This is a genomic window from Variovorax atrisoli (assembly GCF_014195185.1).
GTDB classification, from domain to species: Bacteria; Pseudomonadota; Gammaproteobacteria; order Burkholderiales; family Burkholderiaceae_C; genus Variovorax; species Variovorax atrisoli.
Map to the genome: position 1 here is coordinate 125,646 of NZ_JACIBG010000004.1, position 19,061 is coordinate 144,706.

At 68.7% G+C, this 19,061-nt stretch carries 19 protein-coding genes and 1 pseudogene; 7 read left to right on the plus strand and 13 right to left on the minus strand.

What is annotated here, in order from left to right; translation table 11 throughout:
• Positions 1 to 126 precede the first annotated feature (126 nt).
• The 3 genes from FHY06_RS15795 to argS form a co-directional block, all read right to left on the minus strand.
• Positions 127 to 774 carry a thiol:disulfide interchange protein DsbA/DsbL gene (locus tag FHY06_RS15795; RefSeq protein ID WP_019655627.1) on the minus strand — a complete coding sequence of 216 codons (648 nt, stop codon included), beginning with the start codon at positions 772 to 774 and terminating at the stop codon, positions 127 to 129.
• A gap of 155 nt (positions 775 to 929) precedes the next feature.
• Complete coding sequence (locus tag FHY06_RS15800) at positions 930 to 1,709, minus strand: SPOR domain-containing protein (protein ID WP_184605740.1); 780 nt, start codon at positions 1,707 to 1,709, stop codon at positions 930 to 932.
• An 11-nt stretch (positions 1,710 to 1,720) separates the two neighbouring features.
• The gene (gene argS, locus FHY06_RS15805) at positions 1,721 to 3,406 is read right to left on the minus strand and encodes an arginine--tRNA ligase (RefSeq protein WP_184605741.1); all 1,686 of its coding nucleotides are present in this window, start codon (positions 3,404 to 3,406) and stop codon (positions 1,721 to 1,723) included.
• 131 nt (positions 3,407 to 3,537) lie between these two features.
• Between argS and FHY06_RS15810 the strand changes: the two genes are divergently transcribed.
• Positions 3,538 to 3,870: a hypothetical protein gene (locus FHY06_RS15810; RefSeq protein ID WP_019655624.1), complete on the plus strand. Its 333-nt coding sequence runs from the start codon at positions 3,538 to 3,540 to the stop codon at positions 3,868 to 3,870.
• Between the two features lie 78 nt (positions 3,871 to 3,948).
• On the opposite strand, the gene FHY06_RS15815 is transcribed toward FHY06_RS15810, so the two are convergent.
• The 5 genes from FHY06_RS15815 to FHY06_RS15835 form a co-directional block, all read right to left on the minus strand.
• A complete protein-coding gene (locus tag FHY06_RS15815) occupies positions 3,949 to 4,401 on the minus strand; it encodes a DUF2214 family protein (RefSeq protein WP_019655623.1) in 453 nt (150 codons plus the stop codon).
• A gap of 198 nt (positions 4,402 to 4,599) precedes the next feature.
• Positions 4,600 to 5,526, minus strand: coding sequence for a LysR family transcriptional regulator (locus FHY06_RS15820; RefSeq protein WP_184605742.1), 927 nt, complete (start codon positions 5,524 to 5,526; stop codon positions 4,600 to 4,602).
• Between the two features lie 41 nt (positions 5,527 to 5,567).
• Positions 5,568 to 6,548 (minus strand): Bug family tripartite tricarboxylate transporter substrate binding protein, encoded by a 981-nt coding sequence (locus FHY06_RS15825; protein WP_019655621.1) that lies wholly within the window; start codon positions 6,546 to 6,548, stop codon positions 5,568 to 5,570.
• Between the two features lie 4 nt (positions 6,549 to 6,552).
• On the minus strand, positions 6,553 to 7,743 hold the full coding sequence (locus FHY06_RS15830) for a CaiB/BaiF CoA transferase family protein (RefSeq protein ID WP_126183977.1): 1,191 nt from the start codon (positions 7,741 to 7,743) through the stop codon (positions 6,553 to 6,555).
• Positions 7,736 to 8,674, minus strand: coding sequence for a hydroxymethylglutaryl-CoA lyase (locus FHY06_RS15835; protein ID WP_126183978.1), 939 nt, complete (start codon positions 8,672 to 8,674; stop codon positions 7,736 to 7,738). The genes FHY06_RS15830 and FHY06_RS15835 overlap by 8 nt, the downstream gene beginning before the upstream one ends.
• 119 nt (positions 8,675 to 8,793) lie before the next feature.
• On the opposite strand from FHY06_RS15835, the gene FHY06_RS15840 reads away from it, so the two are divergent.
• Complete coding sequence (locus FHY06_RS15840) at positions 8,794 to 9,534, plus strand: IclR family transcriptional regulator (RefSeq protein ID WP_126183979.1); 741 nt, start codon at positions 8,794 to 8,796, stop codon at positions 9,532 to 9,534.
• A 12-nt stretch (positions 9,535 to 9,546) separates the two neighbouring features.
• On the opposite strand, the pseudogene hisC reads toward FHY06_RS15840, so the two are convergent.
• Positions 9,547 to 10,530: pseudogene (gene hisC / locus FHY06_RS15845) on the minus strand (histidinol-phosphate transaminase); the annotation flags it as partial.
• A 211-nt stretch (positions 10,531 to 10,741) separates the two neighbouring features.
• On the opposite strand from hisC, the gene FHY06_RS15850 reads away from it, so the two are divergent.
• Both FHY06_RS15850 and FHY06_RS15855 read left to right on the plus strand, forming a co-directional pair.
• On the plus strand, positions 10,742 to 12,916 hold the full coding sequence (locus FHY06_RS15850) for a malate synthase G (RefSeq protein WP_019655616.1): 2,175 nt from the start codon (positions 10,742 to 10,744) through the stop codon (positions 12,914 to 12,916).
• 133 nt (positions 12,917 to 13,049) lie between these two features.
• Complete coding sequence (locus tag FHY06_RS15855; RefSeq protein WP_184605743.1) at positions 13,050 to 14,321, plus strand: MFS transporter; 1,272 nt, start codon at positions 13,050 to 13,052, stop codon at positions 14,319 to 14,321.
• Here the strand turns inward: FHY06_RS15855 and FHY06_RS15860 are convergent.
• From FHY06_RS15860 to FHY06_RS15870, 3 genes are all read right to left on the minus strand, one after another.
• Positions 14,311 to 14,748 carry an EamA family transporter gene (locus FHY06_RS15860; RefSeq protein ID WP_184605744.1) on the minus strand — a complete coding sequence of 146 codons (438 nt, stop codon included), beginning with the start codon at positions 14,746 to 14,748 and terminating at the stop codon, positions 14,311 to 14,313. The two genes, FHY06_RS15855 and FHY06_RS15860, sit on opposite strands and share 11 nt — an antisense overlap.
• Positions 14,749 to 14,826: 78 nt before the next feature.
• Complete coding sequence (locus FHY06_RS15865) at positions 14,827 to 15,588, minus strand: hypothetical protein (protein ID WP_132752019.1); 762 nt, start codon at positions 15,586 to 15,588, stop codon at positions 14,827 to 14,829.
• A gap of 2 nt (positions 15,589 to 15,590) precedes the next feature.
• Positions 15,591 to 15,809 carry a hypothetical protein gene (locus FHY06_RS15870; protein ID WP_126183986.1) on the minus strand — a complete coding sequence of 73 codons (219 nt, stop codon included), beginning with the start codon at positions 15,807 to 15,809 and terminating at the stop codon, positions 15,591 to 15,593.
• Positions 15,810 to 16,276: 467 nt separating this feature from the next.
• Here FHY06_RS15870 and FHY06_RS15875 point away from each other — a divergent pair, with 467 nt between their 5' ends.
• Positions 16,277 to 16,789, plus strand: coding sequence for a fasciclin domain-containing protein (locus FHY06_RS15875; protein ID WP_409327457.1), 513 nt, complete (start codon positions 16,277 to 16,279; stop codon positions 16,787 to 16,789).
• Between the two features lie 22 nt (positions 16,790 to 16,811).
• Here the strand turns inward: FHY06_RS15875 and FHY06_RS15880 are convergent, their stop codons facing one another.
• Complete coding sequence (locus FHY06_RS15880) at positions 16,812 to 17,747, minus strand: LysR substrate-binding domain-containing protein (RefSeq protein ID WP_132802486.1); 936 nt, start codon at positions 17,745 to 17,747, stop codon at positions 16,812 to 16,814.
• Between the two features lie 136 nt (positions 17,748 to 17,883).
• On the opposite strand from FHY06_RS15880, the gene FHY06_RS15885 reads away from it, so the two are divergent.
• Together FHY06_RS15885 and FHY06_RS15890 are read left to right on the plus strand one after the other, a co-directional pair.
• Positions 17,884 to 18,207 (plus strand): DUF2917 domain-containing protein, encoded by a 324-nt coding sequence (locus FHY06_RS15885; protein ID WP_132752017.1) that lies wholly within the window; start codon positions 17,884 to 17,886, stop codon positions 18,205 to 18,207.
• Between the two features lie 32 nt (positions 18,208 to 18,239).
• Positions 18,240 to 19,055, plus strand: coding sequence for an enoyl-CoA hydratase-related protein (locus FHY06_RS15890; RefSeq protein WP_184605745.1), 816 nt, complete (start codon positions 18,240 to 18,242; stop codon positions 19,053 to 19,055).
• Positions 19,056 to 19,061 lie beyond the last annotated feature (6 nt).

Consider the following 19,061-nt stretch of genomic DNA (forward strand, 5'->3'; position numbering starts at 1 on the left):
CCTAGGCGGGCTTGACTTTCTTCCCGGCTTCATGCCCGAACACCGCGGAACCGGCTTCACCGGGCCGCCGGTGTTGCCCCCTGCAAGGGGGAAGGCGCGCGACACGAAGTGCGCGAAGCCTGGGGGTCAGCCCTTCTTGGCCTCGCCGATGAGATAGTTCACGACCTGAAGCACCTTGGTCATGTTGCCGGCGGTCTCGCCGTCGACATACCAGCGGCCGGCCACGGCCATCGCCGGCACGCCCGCCACCTTGTAGGCGTCGGTCAGCTGCGAGGCGCGCTTGGCCTTGCTGGCCACGCCGAAGGAGGTGAAGGTTTCCTTGAACTTGGCGGCGTCCAGGCCGTTGGCGGTGGCCCAGGCGATGATGTTGGCGTCGCCGTTCACGTTCTGGCGCTGCGCGTGGATCGCGTTGAACACCTTCGGCTGATACTCGTCGACCTTGCCCATGGCTTCGAGCGTGTAGTACAGGCGCTGCTTGGCCTCGACGTCGTTGCCCACGAAGGGAACGGGAATGCGGCGGAAGGAGACTTCCTTCGGGATCGTCTTGAGCCAGGCCTCCAGCGACGGCTCGAAGTCGTTGCAGTGCGGGCAGTTGTACGAGAAGAACTCGACCACCTCGACCTTGCCGGCGGGCGCGTCGACCGGCACGCGCTTGTCGAGCACCAGGTACTCGGAGCCGGCCTTGGGCACACGCGCCTGGGCGTGGGCCGGGTTGACGCCCAGGGACAGCAGCCCGAGCGAGGTTGCGGCCAGCGAAAAGTCACGACGTTTCATTGAAAGAGCTCTCCAGTTATTACGGCAGACTGAGCCGGCGCGCGGCGGGGAGTTCCCCCGCATCCGGCGCGCCCGAGGCTGTGGATGGTGGCGGCAAACGCCGCGCGGCGAAGTTTGGGGGCTATTCGTGTCGGTTGCCGGGCAGATGACGCCGCTCAGCGCTGCACGCGGACCAGCGCCGAATCCATGCCGCCGCCGTCCAGCCGTTCCTTGAGGCGGTCGGCGTCGTCCTTCTTGTTGAAGGGGCCGGCGCGCACGCGGTAGACGGTGCGGCCCGCCTGCTCGCGCTCGGTGACCTTGGCCTCGACGCCCATGAGCGACAGCTTGGCGCGCTGGGCCTCGGCATCCTCGGTGGTGCGGAAGGCGCCGGCCTGCACGAAGTACATGAAGGGATCGAGGCCCGAGCCGCTGCTGCCGGCGTTGCTGCCACTGCTGCTCGGCGCGGCCGACGCGGTGGTCGTGCTGCCGGAGCCGGAGACGCTGCCCGACCGGGCTCGGGCCAGGTCGCCCAGCGGGTCGTTCGACGGCGGCAGGGCGTTGGCCTCGGCCGGCGTCGGTGCGGTGCGCGGCGGCTTGGGCGCCACCACCACGGGCACCGGCGGCGCGGTGCCGGGCGAGGCGCCGCCGGGAGCGGCGGCGGTGTTGCCGGTGGCGGGCTCGCCGGTGATCGGGTTGACCGGGCCTGCCGGGGCGGCCGGCGTCGCCGGCTTGGGTGCGCCGGCCTTGCCGGCCAGCGGCGCGTTCGGGTCCCAGTCGCGGTTCTTGCGGGCCTCGGCCTCGTCCTGCTCGGCGCCGCCGCGCTGCGTCTTGGTCACGAACGGGATCGGCACCTTGGTCACGTAGACCGCGATGCCCAGCGCGACGCCCAGGCCGAGCACCAGCCCGATGATCAGGCCGATGACGATGTTGCCGCGTTGACTTCTTGTCTTCTTCATGGTGAGGGGGTTCACATCTTGCTCGGTGCACTGACGCCGAGAATCGCGAGGCCATTGTGCAGCACCTGCGCGGTCGCGGCGACCAGCGCCAGGCGGGCCAGCTTCACCTTCTCGTCGTCGACCAGGATGCGTTCGGCGTCGTAGTAGCTGTGGTAGCTGGCGGCCAGTTCGCGCAGGTAGAAGGTCACGTCGTGCGGGGCGAAGTCCTTCGAGGCGGCCGTCAGCATGGCCGGGTATTTGGCCAGCACCAGCATCAGCGCCTGGGCGGCCGGGCTTTCCAGCGGCGACAGGTCGACGTCCTTCAGCGATGTTGCGTCGCCGCCCCAGCCGGCAAGCACCGAGCAGATGCGCGCATGGGCGTACTGCACGTAGTAGACCGGGTTGTCGTTGTTCTTCGTCACCGCGAGGTCGACGTCGAAGGTGTACTCGGTGTCGGGCTTGCGGCTCAGCAGGAAGAACCGCACCGCGTCGGTGCTGGTCCACTCGATCAGGTCGCGCAGCGTGACGTAGCTGCCGGCGCGCTTGCTGATCTTGACCTCCTCGCCGCCCTTCATCACGCGCACCATGGTGTGCAGCACGTAGTCGGGGTAGCCCTCGGGGATGCCTTCGCCCACGGCCTGCAGGCCGGCGCGCACGCGGGCGATGGTGCCGTGGTGGTCGGTGCCCTGGATGTTGATGACCTTGTGGAAGCCGCGCTCCCACTTGGCGATGTGATAGGCGACGTCGGGCACGAAGTAGGTGTACGTGCCGTCCTGCTTCTTCATCACGCGGTCCTTGTCGTCGCCGTAGTCGGTCGACTTCAGCCACAGCGCGCCGTCCTGCTCGTAGGTCTTGCCGGCGGCCACGAGCTTGCGCACGGCGTCCTCGACGCGGCCGCTGGTGTAGAGGCTGGACTCGAGGTAGTACTGGTCGAAACGCACGCGGAAGGCCTGCAGGTCCAGGTCCTGCTCGCGGCGCAGGTAGGCCACGGCGAACTCGCGGATGGCGTCGATGTCCTCGATGTCGCCGCTGGCGGTGACTTCGCGGTCTTCCGACTTGACGGTCTTCTTCGCCTTGAAGTCGGCCGCGATGTCGGCGATGTAGTCGCCGTTGTATGCAGCCGCCTTCTCGCCGCTGGGCCACTCGGGGTCGCCCGGCTTGAAGCCGCGCGCGCGCAGCTGCGTGCTGTTGGCCAGGGTCTGGATCTGCACGCCGGCGTCGTTGTAGTAGTACTCGCGCCAGACGCTCTCGCCCTGCGAGGCGCGCAGGTTGCAGATGGCGTCGCCCAGCGCCGCCTGGCGGCCATGGCCCACGTGCAGCGGGCCGGTCGGGTTGGCCGAGACGAACTCCACCAGCACCTTCTCGCCGGTGGCCGGCTGTTGGCCGAAAGTATTCCCGGCCGACAGCACCTCGCGCACGATCTGCTGCTTGGCAGCCGTCTTCAGGCGGATGTTGAGGAAGCCGGGCCCGGCGATCTCGATGGCGTCGACCCACTGGGCGAACGCGGGGGTCGCGAGCAGTGCGGCGCGCAGCTCCTCGCCCAGGTCGCGGGGCTTGCGCCCCAGCGGCTTGGCGAGCTGCATGGCTGCCGTACAGGCGAAATCGCCGTGCGCGGCCATCTTGGGCGACTCGAACGCGGCCTTGGGGCCGGCGCCGGGCGAGAGGGATTCGAGCGTGTTCGCGAGCGCCGCGAGCAGCTCCTGTTTGACCAATAGCATCCTGAAATTTTACCGGGGGCAAACCCGGGATCAGTTGACGATGGTCATCCGATCGTTGCCTTGCGCCGTTACGATGGTCGGCCCCGAGGCGGGGAACCTGTCACAACTCAACCTAGCGAGGACACATCACCATGAAGAAGCTCCTTTCCCTGCTTGCACTCGGTGCCTGCCTTTCCTTCGGTGCAGCACAGGCTCAAGACAAGGCCGCCGCGCCGGCCGCCGCACCCGCGGCAGCAGCCCCCGCCGCCGGCGCAAGCTGCGAAGCCAAGGCCGTGGACAAGAATGGCAAGGCCCTCGCCGGTGCCGCCAAGGCCAGCTCCATCAAGAAGTGCGAGAAGGAAGCCAAGGCCGCCGCCGCTCCCTCCTGCGAAGCAAAGGCCGTGGACAAGAACGGCAAGCCGCTGGCCGGCGCCGCCAAGAACAGCTTCGTCAAGAAGTGCACCGCCGACGCGGCAAAGGCCTGATCGGCACCGCGCTGGCTGCAAAGCCATGAAGGAAGGCCCGCGAAAGCGGGCCTTTTGCTTTGCGCGGCCGATCCCGGGCTACTTGCCGAAGCCGCGCGCCAGGAACACCGCCACCAGCGGGATCAGCGCGATCAGGTGCGCCTGGACCATCACCAGCTTGCGCGTCTTGACGATCTCGGCCTCGGGCGGCAGCTTGCCGGTGGCGCGCAGCGTCTTGCGCCAGCGGAAGTACGTGAGCGTCGGGAAGATCGACAGCACGCCCACGATGATGAAGAGCCCCAGCTTCACGTGCAGCAGCGGGTTGGTCCAGTACCAGGCCGTGCCCTTCACGCCCCACCAGGTGCGCGCGATGCCGGTGGCCAGCACCGCGATGGCCGCGATGCCGTAGACCATGTCGACCTTGGCCAGCCGCTCGACCACCGCCGCGTTGAGCCACTGCACGCGGCACAGCGCGGCCTCGCTGGAGATGAAGACGACCATCGTGAGGATGGCGAGCAGGTGAAGGTACGCAAGGATGGCTTCCAGGGTCATCGGTGGAGCTTTCAGGATGGCTCGCCCCCAAGGCTGCGCGCACTTCGTGTCGCTTCGCCACCTCCCATCCGGGGGCGACACCCGAGGCCCGGCGAAGCCGGTTCCCCGTTGTTCCGCGAAGGACCTCGGCGGCTGTCAGCGTGGGGGCGTATCAGCCGGATTTCAAATGTGAACAGATTGTGCAGCCGTTGGCTGAACTCAGGCCCTTCCGCCCCAGAAATCCGGGTTGCCGTACTGCTCCTTGAGGAAATCAAGCCACAGCCGCACCCGCAGCGGCATGTGCTTGGCGCCCGCGAACACCGCGTAGATGCCGTTGGGCGGCGCCGCGAATTCCTCCAGCAGCGGCACGAGCAGGCCGGCATCGATCTCGGCCTCGACCTCCCAGGTGCTGCGCCACGCGATGCCGTGGCCGGCGAGGCACCAGTCGTGCAGCACCTGGCCGTCGGAGCAGTCGAGCGGGCCGCTGGGACGCAGGTGGATCAGTTCCTGGTTGCCCTCCTCGTTGACGACGCGAAAGGCCCAGCCGCGCGTCTGCGAGGCGTCGCTCGACAGCGTGAGGCAGGCGAAGCGCGAGAGCTCGCCCGGGTGCTTCGGCTTGCCGTGGCGGCGCACGAACTCCGGCGTGGCGACGCAGCGGCGGCGGTTGTCGGCGAGCCGCACGCTCACCAGCGACGAATCGGGCAGGTCGCCCACGCGCACCGCGCAGTCGAAGCTCTCGCCGGTGACGTCGACCACGCGGTCGCTGAGGTTCAGCGAGATCGTCACCTCGGGGTGCAGCGCATGGAAGCGCGGCACCAGCGGCGCGACGTGGCGGCGGCCGAAGCCCGCGGGTGCCGTCACGCGCAGGTGGCCGCTGGCCCTGAGGCCGCCGGCGCTCACGCTGGCCTCGGCATTGGCGAACTCGGCCAGCAGGCGCTGGCAGTCTTCGAGGAAGGAGCTGCCTTCGTTCGTGAGCGTGATGCGGCGCGTGGTGCGCACCAGCAGCTTGACGCCCAGGCGCTCCTCCAGCGCATCGAGCCGGCGACCCATGATCGCGGGCGCCACGCCCTCGGCCTTGGCCGCGGCCGTGAGGCTGCCGCGCGTCGCGACCGAGACGAAGGATTCGAGTTGCTTCAGGCGGTCCATGGGGCGGGAACTATATCGCCCGCCACCCGGAGAGCGCCTGCCTATTCCGGCCGGACGCCCGCCTCGCGGACTGCCGCACCCCAGCGCGCATGCTCGGCCTTGATGTACTGCGCCGCCTGCTCCGGCGTGCCGCCCACGGGCGTGCTGCCCTCGGCCAGCAGCTGCGAGATGGTCGCGGGCTTGGCCAGCGCCTTGTCGACGGCGGCGCTGAGCTTCTTCACGATGTCGGCGCTGGTGCCGGCCGGGGCGACGAGCGCCTTCCAGTCCACCGCCTCGAAGCCCTTGTAGCTCTCGGCCACGGTGGGCACGTCGGGCATCACCGGCAGGCGCTTGGCCGAGGTGACGGCCAGCGCGCGCAGGCGCCCGCCCTTCACCATCGAGAGCGCGCCCTGCGGCGTGGCGAACATGTAGTCGGTCTGGCCGCCGAGCAGGTCGGTGATGGCAGGAGCCGCGCCCTTGTACGGCACGTTGAGCACCTTGAAGCCCGCGCGCTTGGCCAGCACCTCGCCGGCCATGTGGCCCAGCGTGCCGGTGCCAGCGAGCGCCTGCCGGATCTCGCCCGGCCGGGCCTTGGCGGCGGAAACCAGGTCGGCCAGCGTCTTGAACGGCGCGTCGGCGCGAACCACCAGCACCACGGGTTGCGACGCCACGACCGACACCGGTACCAGGTCCTTCAATGCGTCGTAAGGCATCTTCGGGAACAGCGTCGGGTTGATCGCGAGGTTCGCGGTCTGTCCCAGGCCGATGGTGTAGCCGTCGGGCTTGGCCTTGGCCACCACGTCCATGCCGATGTTGCCGTTGCCGCCCGCGCGGTTGTCGACGATGAAGGTCCACTTGGTGTCGTCGGCGAGCTTCTGCGCGACCAGCCGCGCCACGATGTCGGTGGCGCCGCCGGGCGTGTAGGGAACGATGAGCCGCACCGGCTTGTCGGGCCAGGCGGTGTCGGCAAGGGCGGGGGCGGCGTTCAGCCATGCGGCGGCCGCGGCGCACGCCAGCAAGGCGCGCCGTGCATTGAAAAACATGAGGTCAGTCTCCGAGTGTGATGTGTCTTGCCTGGAGCGCAGCGATGTCCTCGTCGCTGTAGCCCACTTCCTTCAGCAGCTCATGGCCGTGCTCGCCGATGCGCGGCGGCTGCAGCCGGATGCCCGGGCGTTCGCCGTCGAGCGTGAACGGCATCAGCGGCACGTTGGCCATGCTGCCGTCGTTCATGCGCACCGGCGCGAGGCCGCCGGTGGCGTTGAGGTGCGGATCGTCGAACAGCTCCTGCGGCCGGGTGATGGGCGCGAAGGGCAGCTCGTTCTTCTCGAACACCGCGGCGAGCTCCGCGGCGCTGTGGTTCGCGAGGTGCGAGCGCAGGATGGGCATCATCCATTCGCGCGCCAGCACGCGGTCGTTGTTGGTCTTCAGGCGCGGGTCGGCCAGCATCTCGTCCAGGCCGAAGGCCTTGCAGAAGATGGCCCACTGCTTGTCGCTCACGGCCGCCAGGAAGATCTGCTCGCCGTCCTTCACGGTGAAGACGTCGTACACCGCCCAGGCCGAGATGCGGCTGGGCATCGGGTCGGCCGCCTTGCCGGTGGCGGCGAACTGCATCATGTGCTGCGCGACCAGGAACACGTTGTTCTCGAACAGCGCCGACTGCACCTCGCAGCCCTTGCCGGTGATGTCGCGCTGGCGCAGCGCGGCCATCGCGCCGATGGCGCCGAACATGCCGCCCATGATGTCGTTCACGCTGGTGCCCGCGCGCAGCGGGTCGCCAGAGCGGCCGGTCATGTAGGCCAGGCCTCCCATCATCTGCACCACCTCGTCGAGCGCGGTGCGGTGGTCGTAGGGGCCGGGCAGGAAGCCCTTGTGGCTCACGTAGATGAGGCGCGGGTTGAGCTTGCTGAGCGTGTCGTAGTCGAGCCCCAGCTTCTTCATGGTGCCGGGCTTGAAGTTCTCGCTGACGATGTCGGCAGTGGCGATGAGCCGCAGCGCGGCCTCCACGCCCTCGGGCTGCTTCAGGTCGAGCGCGATGCTCTTCTTGTTGCGGTTGAAGGTCGGGAAGAAGCCCGAGCCCGAACCCAGCAGGCGGCGGGTGTTGTCGCCCTCGATGGGCTCGACCTTGATGACCTCGGCGCCGAGGTCGGCCAGCAGCAGGCCGCAGGTCGGGCCCATGACCATGTGGGTGAACTCGACGACGCGGACGCCGGCGTACGGCAGGGGGTTGGCTTCAGACATGTTGTGCGTTGTGTTCCTGGACGAAGCCCTTGGGCAATCCGGCTTCCGGGGTCATGCCGTAGACCGGCTCGCCGGGCAGGCCGGCCATGAGCGGCGCGCGCGCCGCGATGAGTTTCTGGATGTCGATGCCGGTGCGCACGCCCATGGCCTCGAACATGAAGACCAGGTCTTCGGTGACCGCATTGCCCGAGGCGCCCGGCGCGTAGGGGCAGCCGCCGAGACCGCCCAGCGAAGCGTCGAAGGTGCGCACGCCCTCCTCCCAGGCCGCAAGGCAGTTGGCGATGCCGAGGCCGCGCGTGTTGTGCATGTGGGCCGCACCGGCGTGGCTTCCGATCTCCGCGCGCAGCCGCCTGAACAGGCGGCGCACCTGCGCGGGGTTGGCGTAGCCCACGGTGTCGGACAGGCCCGATTCGTCGGCACCCGCCTCGATGCACTGCGCGGCCAGGCGGATCACGTCGTCCTCGGGCACCAGGCCCTGCAGCGTGCATCCGAAGGCGGTGGAGATGCCGGCCTCCAGCTTCACCTGCGGCGCGATCTCGCGGCGCAGTTCGGAGATGGCGCGCACCTCATCGACCATCTCGGTGGGCGTCTTGCGCACGTTGGCCAGCGAATGCGCCACGCTGGCCGACACCGGCATGGTCAGCTTGTGCACGCCGGCCTCGAGCGCGGCCTGCGCGCCCTTGCGGTTGGGCACCAGCGCCATCACCACCAGGCCCGGCAGCGTGACGGCGTGGCGCACCACCTCGGCGGCGTCGGCCATCTGCGGCAGCAGCTTGGCGGGCACGAAGGAGGCGACCTCGATCTCGCGCACGCCGGCCGCGTAGAGCGCGTCGATCCAGCGCAGCTTGTCGGCCGTGGGCATGGTGGCCTTGACCGACTGCAGGCCGTCGCGCGGGCCGACCTCGCTGATGAGGACGTCGGGGGTTGTCATCGGATTTCGTCTCCTTGGGCTTGACTGTTCCGTCTTACAGAACTACATTCCATTAAACAGAATTAGACCGTCGATCCGCCTCGACTGTCAAGCCGAGCCATTCCCTGCGCCTTCCTGCCATGCCCCGCAAAGCCCAGACCGAATCCGTCTCCGATCTCAATGCCGCGCCAGGCGGCGCGGCCGCGGTCGACCGCGCGCTGAGCCTGCTGTCGGCCTTCCGGCCGGGCGACGAGGCGCTGTCGCTCGCGCAGTTCGCCGAGCGCACGCAGCTCTACAAGAGCACCGTGCTGCGGCTGCTGGCCTCGCTGGAGCATGCGCGGCTGATCCGCCGGCAGGACGACGGCCGCTATGCGCTGGGCATGGAGATCGCGCGGCTGCACGGCCTCTACACGGCCTCGCAGTCGCTCGACCGCATCGTGCTGCCGGTGCTGCGCGCGCTGGTCGCGGCCACCGGCGAGAGCGCGGCGTACCACGTGCGGCAGCCGCAGGGCGACAGCTGGGTGCGGCTTTGCCAGTTCCGCGTCGATTCGTCGCATGTGGTGCGCGACCACGTGCGCGCCGGCGACCTGCTGCCCAACGACCGCGGCGCGGGCGCGCGGGTGCTGATCGCCTTCGGCCCGCAGGACGAGCTGCCGCGCGGCGCGAAGGAGCGCAAGCTCTACGACACCATCCGCGCGCAGGGCTGGTGCGCGCTGGTGGGCGACCGCACCGCCGAGCTGGCCGGCATCTCGGCGCCGGTGCTCCATGCCGACGGCAGCCTCGCGGCCGCGGTCACGCTCACCATGCCCACGCACCGCTACGACGAGGGCTACATCGAGCCGGTGCGTGCGGCAGCGAAGGAGCTCAGCGGGCAGGTCTGAGCAGGCGACCGGTCAGCGCAGCGCGGCCAGCACCGCGCGGTTCTGCTCGGGCAGCCCGATGCTGACGCGCAGCCACTCGGGCAGGCCGTACGGTCCGAGCAGCGAGACCTCGATGCCGGCGGCCAGCAGGCGCGCATGCACCGCCTGCGCATCGCCGACACGCACCATCAGGAAGTTGCCGGACGAGGGCACGTATTCGAGGTCCAGCGCCTCGAAGCCGGCGGCGAGCTGGTCGCGCCCGGCCGTGTTGAGCTCGTAGGTGCGCGTGAGGAAATCCGCGTCGCCCAGCGCGGCCACTGCGGCGGCCTGGGCCGGCGTCGTTACGTTGAAGCGCGGGCGCTGCGCGTTCATGCGCGCCGTGAGCCCCGGCTGCGACACGCCGTAGCCGATGCGCAGCCCCGCCAGCCCGAAGGCCTTGGAGAAGGTGCGCGCCACGATCAGGTTGGGCAGGCGCCGCACCCATTCGATGCTGTCGTAGCGCTGCGCGGGCGCGAGGTATTCGGTGTAGGCCTCGTCGAGCAGCACCGTCACGTGCGCGGGCACCGACTGCAGGAAGGCCAGCAGCGGCGCGGCGTCGATGAAGGTGCCGGTCGGGTTGTTGGGGTTGGCGACGAACACCAGCTTCGTGTCCTCGCCGATGGCCGCGCGCATCGCGTCGAGGTCGTGGCCGAAGTCGCGCGACGGCACGACAGTTGCGTGCGCATGGGCATGCGCGGCGGCCTGCGCGTAGACGATGAAACCGTACTGCGAATAGACGACGCCCTCGCCCGGCTTCAGGCTCACCTGCGCCGCGAGCTCCAGGATCTCGCTCGAACCGCTGCCCAGCGTGATCCAGTCGGCCGGCACGTCGAGTCGGGCGGCCAGCGCGTTCTTCAGCGCCGTGCCGTTGCTGTCGGGGTAGTTGCCGGCGCCCGCGAGCGCTTCGGCCGCGGCGCGGCGAGCCGACTCGGGCATGCCCAGGGGGTTTTCGTTGGAGGCCAGGAGGATCATGGAGGCTGGGCGCTGAAATCGCGGATTTATTTAAGAAGTTAAATATATCCGGCAGCTTCGGCCTTCTTATCAGTGCCTACCCTTTGCACTCCTTGGGGCCGTCCGTCGATTACCTCTATTTTTGTCACGGATAAATCCCGATTCAGGCTCTTACTCGCCAGCAAAGTATCGAATAAAGTTCATCCCAGGATTGCATCTTTCTCAAGGAGAAACCCACATGACCGCCCGCACCAACGCCCACGGCCTCCAGGTCGCGACCGAGCTCCATCGCTTCATCGAGGACAAGGTCCTCCCCGCCAGCGGCGTGGCCAGCGACGTCTTCTGGAAGGGCTTCGACGCCATCGTCCACGACCTCGCGCCGAAGAACATCGCCTTGCTCGCCGAACGCGACCGCCTGCAGGCCGAGCTCGACGCCTGGCACAAGAAGAACCCCGGCCCCATCGCCGACATGCCGGCGTACCGCGCATTCCTCGAGAAGATCGGCTACCTGCTGCCCCAGCCCAAGGGCGTGAAGGCCACGACCGCGAACGTCGACTCCGAACTCGCCCTGCAGGCCGGCCCGCAGCTGGTGGTGCCCATCCTCAACGCGCGCTATGCGCTGAACGCGGCCAACGCCCGCTGGGGTTCGCTGTACGACGCGCTCTACGGCACCGACGCCATTCCCGAGACCGGCGGCGCCGAGAAGGGCAAGGGCTACAACCCGGTGCGCGGCGCCAAGGTCATCGAGTTCGCGCGCAACGTGCTCGACCAGGCCGCACCGCTGGTCAACGGCTCGCACAAGAACGCCACCGGCTACAGCGTGAAGGACGGCAAGCTGGTCGTCGCGCTGCAGAGCAGCAGCACCGGGCTGGCCGACCCGTCCCAGTTCGTCGGCTACCAGGGCGACGCCGCCGCACCGTCGTCGGTGCTGCTCAAGCACAACGGCATCCACCTCGACATCCGCATCGACCGCTCCACGCCCATCGGCAAGAGCGACGCCGCCGGCGTGAGCGACCTGGTGCTCGAGGCCGCGCTCTCGACCATCCTCGACCTGGAAGACTCGGTGGCCGTGGTCGACGCGGCCGACAAGGTGGTCGCGTACTCGAACTGGCTGGGCATCGTCGAAGGCACGCTGACCGAGGAAGTCACCAAGGGCGACAAGACCTTCACGCGCGGCCTGAACCCCGACCGCGAATACACCGGCGCCGACGGCAAGCCCCTGAAGCTGCACGGACGCTCGCTCATGTTCCTGCGCAACGTGGGCCACCTGATGACCAACCCGGCCGTGCTGTACGAAGGCGGCAAGGAGATTCCGGAAGGCATCCTCGATGCCGTGGTCACCACCACCATCGCCACCATCGACCTGAAGCGCAAGGGCAACTCGCGCACCGGCAGCATCTACATCGTCAAGCCGAAGATGCACGGCCCCGCCGAAGTGGCCTTCGCCAACGAACTGTTCGGCCGCGTCGAGCAGCTGCTGGGCCTGCCCGCCAACACCGTCAAGCTGGGCATCATGGACGAGGAGCGCCGCACCAGCGTGAACCTGAAGGCCTGCATCGCCGAGGCCGCCGCGCGCGTGGCCTTCATCAACACCGGCTTCCTCGACCGCACCGGCGACGAGATGCACACCGCCATGCAGGGCGGCCCGATGATCCGCAAGGGCGACATGAAGTCGAGCGCGTGGATCGGCGCCTACGAGAAGAACAACGTGCTCGTCGGCCTGTCCAGCGGCCTGCGCGGCAAGGCCCAGATCGGCAAGGGCATGTGGGCCATGCCCGACCTGATGGCCGCCATGCTCGAGCAGAAGATCGGCCACCCCAAGGCCGGCGCCAACACCGCCTGGGTGCCCTCGCCCACCGCCGCCACGCTGCACGCTCTGCACTACCACCAGGTCAACGTGACCGCGGTGCAGCAGGAGCTGGAGAAGATCGACGCCGACGCCGAGCGCGACAACATCCTCAACGCGCTGCTGCAGGTGCCGATCGCCGCCGAAGCCAGGTGGACCGCCGAAGAGCGCCAGCAGGAGATCGACAACAACGTGCAGGGCATCCTCGGCTACGTGGTGCGCTGGATCGACCAGGGCGTGGGCTGCTCCAAGGTGCCCGACATCCACAACGTCGGCCTGATGGAAGACCGCGCCACGCTGCGCATCTCCAGCCAGCACATCGCCAACTGGCTGCTGCACGGCGTGGTCACCAAGGCTCAGGTCGATGAGACCTTCCAGCGCATGGCCAAGGTGGTCGACGAGCAGAACGCCGGCGACCCGCTGTACCAGCCGATGGCCGGCCACTTCGACACCTCGGCGGCCTACAAGGCGGCGCAGGACCTGGTGTTCAAGGGCATCGAGCAGCCGAGCGGGTACACGGAGCCGCTGCTGCATGCATGGCGCCTGAAGGTGAAGGGCGAGGCCTGATCTCCTTCGCCGGGCCGGCGTCGCGCCGGGCCTGACGCACGCACGAACGGCGCCCTCGGGCGCCGTTCTGCATGATGGGCAGCCTGCCGTTAGCATCGACGAGGTCCTCTTCGCCTCCCGCCCTTCCTCCCCGATGAACACGAACGCGGCATCGCCGCCTCCGCCGCGCTGGTCTTCCTCCGCGGCCGCCATGCTCGTGGCCCTGGCCACCGCCTTCGCCCTGAGCCAGGCCTTCCGCACCGTGGGCGCCATGATGGCCACGCCGCTCACCAGCCACTTCGGCCTCACGCCGCAGCAGCTCGGCACCTGGGCTGGCACCTTCCATTTCATGTTCGGGATCATGCAGCTCGCGATGGGCGTGTCGATCGACATCTTCGGCGTGAGGCGCACGGTGCTGACGGCCTTTCCGCTGGCGATCGCGGGCGCGGCGCTGTGCGCGATGGCGCCAAACTTCCACGCACTGTTGCTGGGTCAAGCCCTGGTCGGCGTGGGCTGCGCGCCAGCCTTCCTGGCCTGCACGGTGTTCATCGCGCGGCACTTCGATGCGTCGCGCTTCACCGCGATGTCGGGGCTGGTGATGAGCCTGGCGGGGATGGGCATCCTGTTCACGGGCACGCCGCTGGCGCTGCTGATCGAGGCTTCGTCATGGCGCGTGGGCTACGCGGTGCTGGCGTCGTTCGCGGTGCTTGCGTGGATGCTGATCTTCTGGCGCGTGCGCGAACCTGCGCGCGCTGCAGACCACGTGCCCGCGGGGCGGGCCGAGCGCCAGTCGCTGCGCAAGGCCGTGCGCGAACTTCTGCCGCTGTTCGCGATGCCGCACACGCTGGGGCTGCTGTGCTTCGCCTGCGTGTCGTACGCGGCCTTCATCACGCTGCGCGGCCTGTGGCTCGGCCCGGTGCTGCACGAGCGGCACGGCCTCTCGCTGGTGGCGAGCGGCAACGTCGCACTCGTGATGACCGTCGCCGGCATGATCAGCCCCACGCTCTTCGGCCGCATGGACCCGGGCGGCGCGCGGCGCACGCGCTGGATGATGGGCTGCGCGCTCGCGGGCACGCTGATGTTCGGCGCGATGGCGCTGACGCACTCGCGCATGGTCGACATCGGCCTGCCGATCGTCTACGGCCTTCTCTCGGGCTACAGCGTGCTGCAGTACGCGTACACCAAGAACGCCTACCCGGCCGCGATGACGGGACGCGCGATGGCGCTGATGAACATGGCGATGTTCCTCGGCGTCTCCCTGATGCAGTGGACCACCGGCGTGGCCGCGTCGTGGGCCGTGGCGAATGGCGCCGAGCCGTTCCGCGCCGTGTTCCTCACGGTGGCGGGCATGCTGGCTGCGGGCAACCTGGCTTTCTTCCTGCTGCCGCGTGCATCCGCACGGCCGGCGGCGCAGCTCAGCGCTTGATCGCCAGCATCAGCACGCCGCCCGCGATCATCGCCACGCCCGCCCATTCGCGGCCGGAGGGTCGCTCGCCGAGGAACATCACGGCGAAGAGCACGACCAGCACCACGCTGAGTTTGTCGACCGGCGCGACGCGCGAGGCATCGCCCACCTTGAGCGCGCGGAAGTAGCAGACCCACGACGCGCCGGTCGCGAGCCCCGAGAGCACGAGAAAGAGCCAGGTGCGCGGCGACAGCTGCAGCGGATTGGTCCACTTGCCGGTGGCGTTCACGAACACGAGCAGCACCGCGAAGATGACCACGGTGCGCACCAGCGTCGCCATGTCGGAATCGACGCCGGCCAGGCCGAGCTTGGCAAGAATGGCCGTCAGCGCGGCGAAGACGGCCGACAGGGCGGCCCAGAGAAACCAGTTGGAGGCGGCGAGATTCATCGTGCTTTCTTTCATCGGTGATGGCGCGAGCGCCTGCATCATGCGCGATGCGACTTTGCCGCTACCTGACGAACCGCTTCAGGCGTCTTCGCCCAGGCGCGCGCGAATCTCCTTGCGGCTGAGCTGGCGCTTGGTTGCGGCATAGACGTCGTCGCGCCCGTACATGGCTCGGTTGCTCGATGAGCCGAACTCCGGCCGGCCCCATGCACACGTGGTCCTGACGAAGCAGCGTCGCAGCACGTCGAAACGCTTGTCCCAGACACCCGGCGCCTTCATCGGCGGCGTGGTTGCCAAGGTGATCTCGAACCAGTCGCCGTTCACGCGGTGCCATTGCGTGAGTTCGTCGATCACGACGAACGAAAGCTCTGCCTTCGTGCCGCCGTGCTCACGCCGTCGAGCCTGTGAGAACCGGCGGTTGGGCAAGAGGATGCCGGTGACGGGGTGCACGAAAAGCTTCACACGCGAAGCCTCCTCCAGCGGCACCCGCTCACCGCGGCCCCACCACCCCGCACGCACCAGCACCTGCCCTCCATGCATCACCGCATCGCGTTCGACGAAGTCGTCGATGTGCTCGAAGATGTGCGCCTGCACGACGCTGCGTCGATCGATGCCGCTGCACAGTTCCGAATACACCTTGTCCCAGGGCCGGTGCACCTGCTTGTGCAGCCAGCGCTTGAGAGGCGCGAGGTTCTCGTTGAGTCCCTTGGGGTAGTCGTAGCCCTGCCTCATGCCCAGCCGCGAGCCGCGCTCCTTGCTGTTGCGCCACTTGCGCCCATCGCCCTGCACGCCGCCACCGCGTCGCGGCCGCTCGACGATGACCTTGTCCATGTCCTCACGCATCGTCAGTCCTCCTGCACGATGTTGCGCGCTGCCTTCTGCAGCGCCACCTTCTGCGCGCGCCGTTCGGCGCTGTGGGTGCGCAGGTGGCGGCCCGCCTTCTGGCTTGCTTCGCGGCGTGCCAGCGCGGCCACCACGGGGTTGCGAGGTGCCGCGTTCGGCACCGAAAAATAGAACCGGCCCAGACGCTTGTCGTCGTCGCGGGCCCTTCGTTGAGCACTCATGTGCACACACTCCGAAAAACAAAAAGGCCCCGGCGAATGGCTGCGCGGGGCCTTTGTCGATGGGCCTCGGCGGATGCATGGATGCACGTCCGGCCGGGGCGGTCGGTGTGCGGATCAGGTGTTCAGGAAACGGTTCATTGGATTGGTGCTGCGTCCGGGAGGTCGATCGTCGCCGGGCGCGATGTGAGCAAAGACTGTTGCTGAAAAACGAAGGGCGGATTCTGTCGAGCACGCGTTCGATGCGCAAGTGCCGCGCATCGCTTGTGTGGCGCAAAGCCTACGTGCAAGCCGATGAATCCAATCGCGCGAAGGCGACGTATCAGGTTCAAGCGCAACGCGCCTCCGAGCTGTTGGCGGTTTCCACAGAGAGCCTCGAGAACCATCCATCACCTTTCCAGGAGACTTCAATGAAGAAACTCGTGATCGCAGCCAGCGTCTCTGTCCTCCTCGCAGCCTGCGCAGGCGGCATGGGCATGAGCGGCAGCAGCAGCGGCGCATCGAACCCGATGGTCGGCGGCGCGCCGATGTACCCGACGAAGGACATCGTCGACAACGCCGTGAATTCGAAGGACCACACCACTCTGGTCGCCGCCGTGAAGGCCGCCGATCTCGTCGGCACGCTGAAGAGCCCCGGCCCCTTCACCGTGTTCGCACCCACCAACGCGGCCTTCGCCGCGCTGCCCGCCGGCACGGTGGACACGCTGCTCAAGCCCGAGAACAAGGGCACGCTGACCAAGGTGCTGACCTACCACGTGGTGCCCGGCAAGCTCGACAGCGCGGCGCTCATGAGCGCCATCAATGCAGGCGGCGGCAAGGCCATGCTCAAGACCGCGAGCGGCGGCACGCTCACCGCGACGATGAGCGGCGGCAACGTGCTGGTGACCGACGCCAAGGGCGGCACGGCGACGGTGACGATCGCCAACGTCTACCAGTCCAACGGCGTGATCCACGTCGTGAACAAGGTGCTGCTGCCGGGCTGATCGGCCGCGCTCCCGGTTTTCTTCAGCTGCGCTGCGCGGCCTCGGCCTCGTCGCGCAGCCACTGCGCGAACTCCTGCGCGTCGCGGTTGCCCGCGGCGCGCCTGGACATCTCGATGAAGTAGCCGCGGTGCGAGGCGACGCCCTCGCCCAGCGGCGCCACGAGCCGGCCGTCGCGCACCAGCTCGCTCAGCAGCGGCAGCCGGCCGATCACGACGCCCTGGCCAGCCACTGCGGCAGATACCGCATCGGCGTACTGCGTGAAGCGCAGCGTGCTCTTCATGCGCAGGTCGTCCAGCCCCATCACCTTGAGCCAGGGCTCCCAATCGGCGGTGGGGGCCTCGCTGTGGTCGGGGTACTCGACGGTGAGCAGCGTGAGCTTCGAGAAATCGGAAAGCTCGCGCAGCGATGCCGCGAGCTGGGGCGAGCACAGCGGGATCACAGACTCCTCGAACAACGCCGCCCCCACGCCGCGGCCGATGGGCACGAAGCGCACCGCGAGGTCGATTCGGCTGCTCTCCAGGTCGAGCACGTCGAGCGTGGCCGATACGCGCACGTCGACCTGCGGATGGCTGCCGGTGAAGCGCGCCAGCTTCGGTATGAGCCAGATCGACGCGAAGCCCGGCGTGGTGGTGATCGCCACCTGCCGCGGCGCGGAGCTCGCGCGCACCCGCGCGGTGGCGTCGCGCAAACGCTCCAGGCTGTCGGTGACGGCGCGCTGCAGCACGCCGCCGGCCTCGGTGAGCGACAGCGCGCGGTGGCGCCGCTCGAACAACAGCACGCCCAGGCTGGCCTCGAGCTGCTGGATCTGCCGGCTCACGGCCGACTGCGTGAGGTGCAGCTCGGTGGCCGCCAGCGTGAAGCTCAGCCGGCGCGCGGCCGCCTCGAAGCTGCGCAGCAGTTCGAGCGGGGGGAGTTCGCCACCGATGGCGCCGGGGGCTTTCGCATTCTCTGGACGCATGCAACGAGTTCCGAATGACCGTGTGCAATGGAGGGTTCATCTCACTATATTCATTCGCATAGTGAATGCAATGGAGCTTGCCATGAGCACCTCTTCCTCCCCTTCCTTCTCTTCCCCGTCTCCTTCCTTTCCAACGGTGACCTTCTCATCCATCGCCTCCCGCTTCCACGTCAGCCTGCCGAAGCGATCGGTCTTCGCCGTGCCCGACGGCGCGGGCGTGGGCATCGAATGCCGCAGCGGCTCGGTGTGGATCACCATCGACAGCGACACGCGCGACATCGTGCTGGAGCCCGGCGAGCGCTTCGAGGGCGACGACCACCGGCGCGTGCTGGTGTCTGCGCTGGAACCGTCGTGCATCACGGTGTCGGACGCGCAGCCGGCAGCGATGCCGCTGCGCTCGCGCACGGCCGGCGCACGGTCGCCATGGCGACTGCGGCCCCACGGGTTGTCCCCGGCTTGACCGGGGCCCATGCGCATCGAACCATCGATGCCATGAGTTCCGACACCACCGCACAACCCTTCATCCTCCAGGAGCTGGCCGACGGCATCGCGACGCTGACGTTGAACCTGCCCGCCAAGCTCAACCCCATCGCGCGCGACCTGCAGGTCGAGCTGCGCGACGCGCTGGAGCGCATCCGCGACGACCGCTCGGTGCGCGCCGTGATCCTCACGGGCGCCGGCAAGGCCTTCTGCGTGGGTGCCGATCTGAGCGCGATGGCACCGCCCGAAGAGGGCAAGTCGCTCGGCACGCAGACCGCCGAGTGGATGCAGAGCCTGAGCAACCCGCTGATCGAGACGCTGCGCACGCTGCCGGTGCCGGTGGTCGCGGCGGTCAACGGCCCGGCTGCCGGCGCGGGCGTGGGCCTCGCGCTCGCGGCCGACGTGACCATCGCGGCGCGCAGCGCCTACTTCTACCTGCCCTTCCTGCCGAAGCTCGGCATCGTGCCGGACCTGGGCTGCACCTGGGCCATTCCGCGCCGCGCGGGGCGTGCGCGCGCCATGGGCATGGCATTGCTCGACGAGCGCGTGGGCGCAGGCCGCGCGGTGCAATGGGGCCTCATCTGGGCCTGCGTGGACGACGAGCAGCTGCTCGAGGAAGCCAGAAGCATCGCGCAGCGCCTGGCCCGCCTGCCGGCACACGCCGTGATCGAGGCACGCGAGGCCTTCGAGGCTTCCGAACGCCACACGCTGAATGAACAGCTGCACTACGAGAGCGAGCGCCAGCGCGAGTTGATCGACCGGCCCAGCTTCCGCGAGGGCGTGAGCGCCTTCCTGCAGAAGCGCCCGCCGGTCTTCGAAAGCCGCTGACATCCC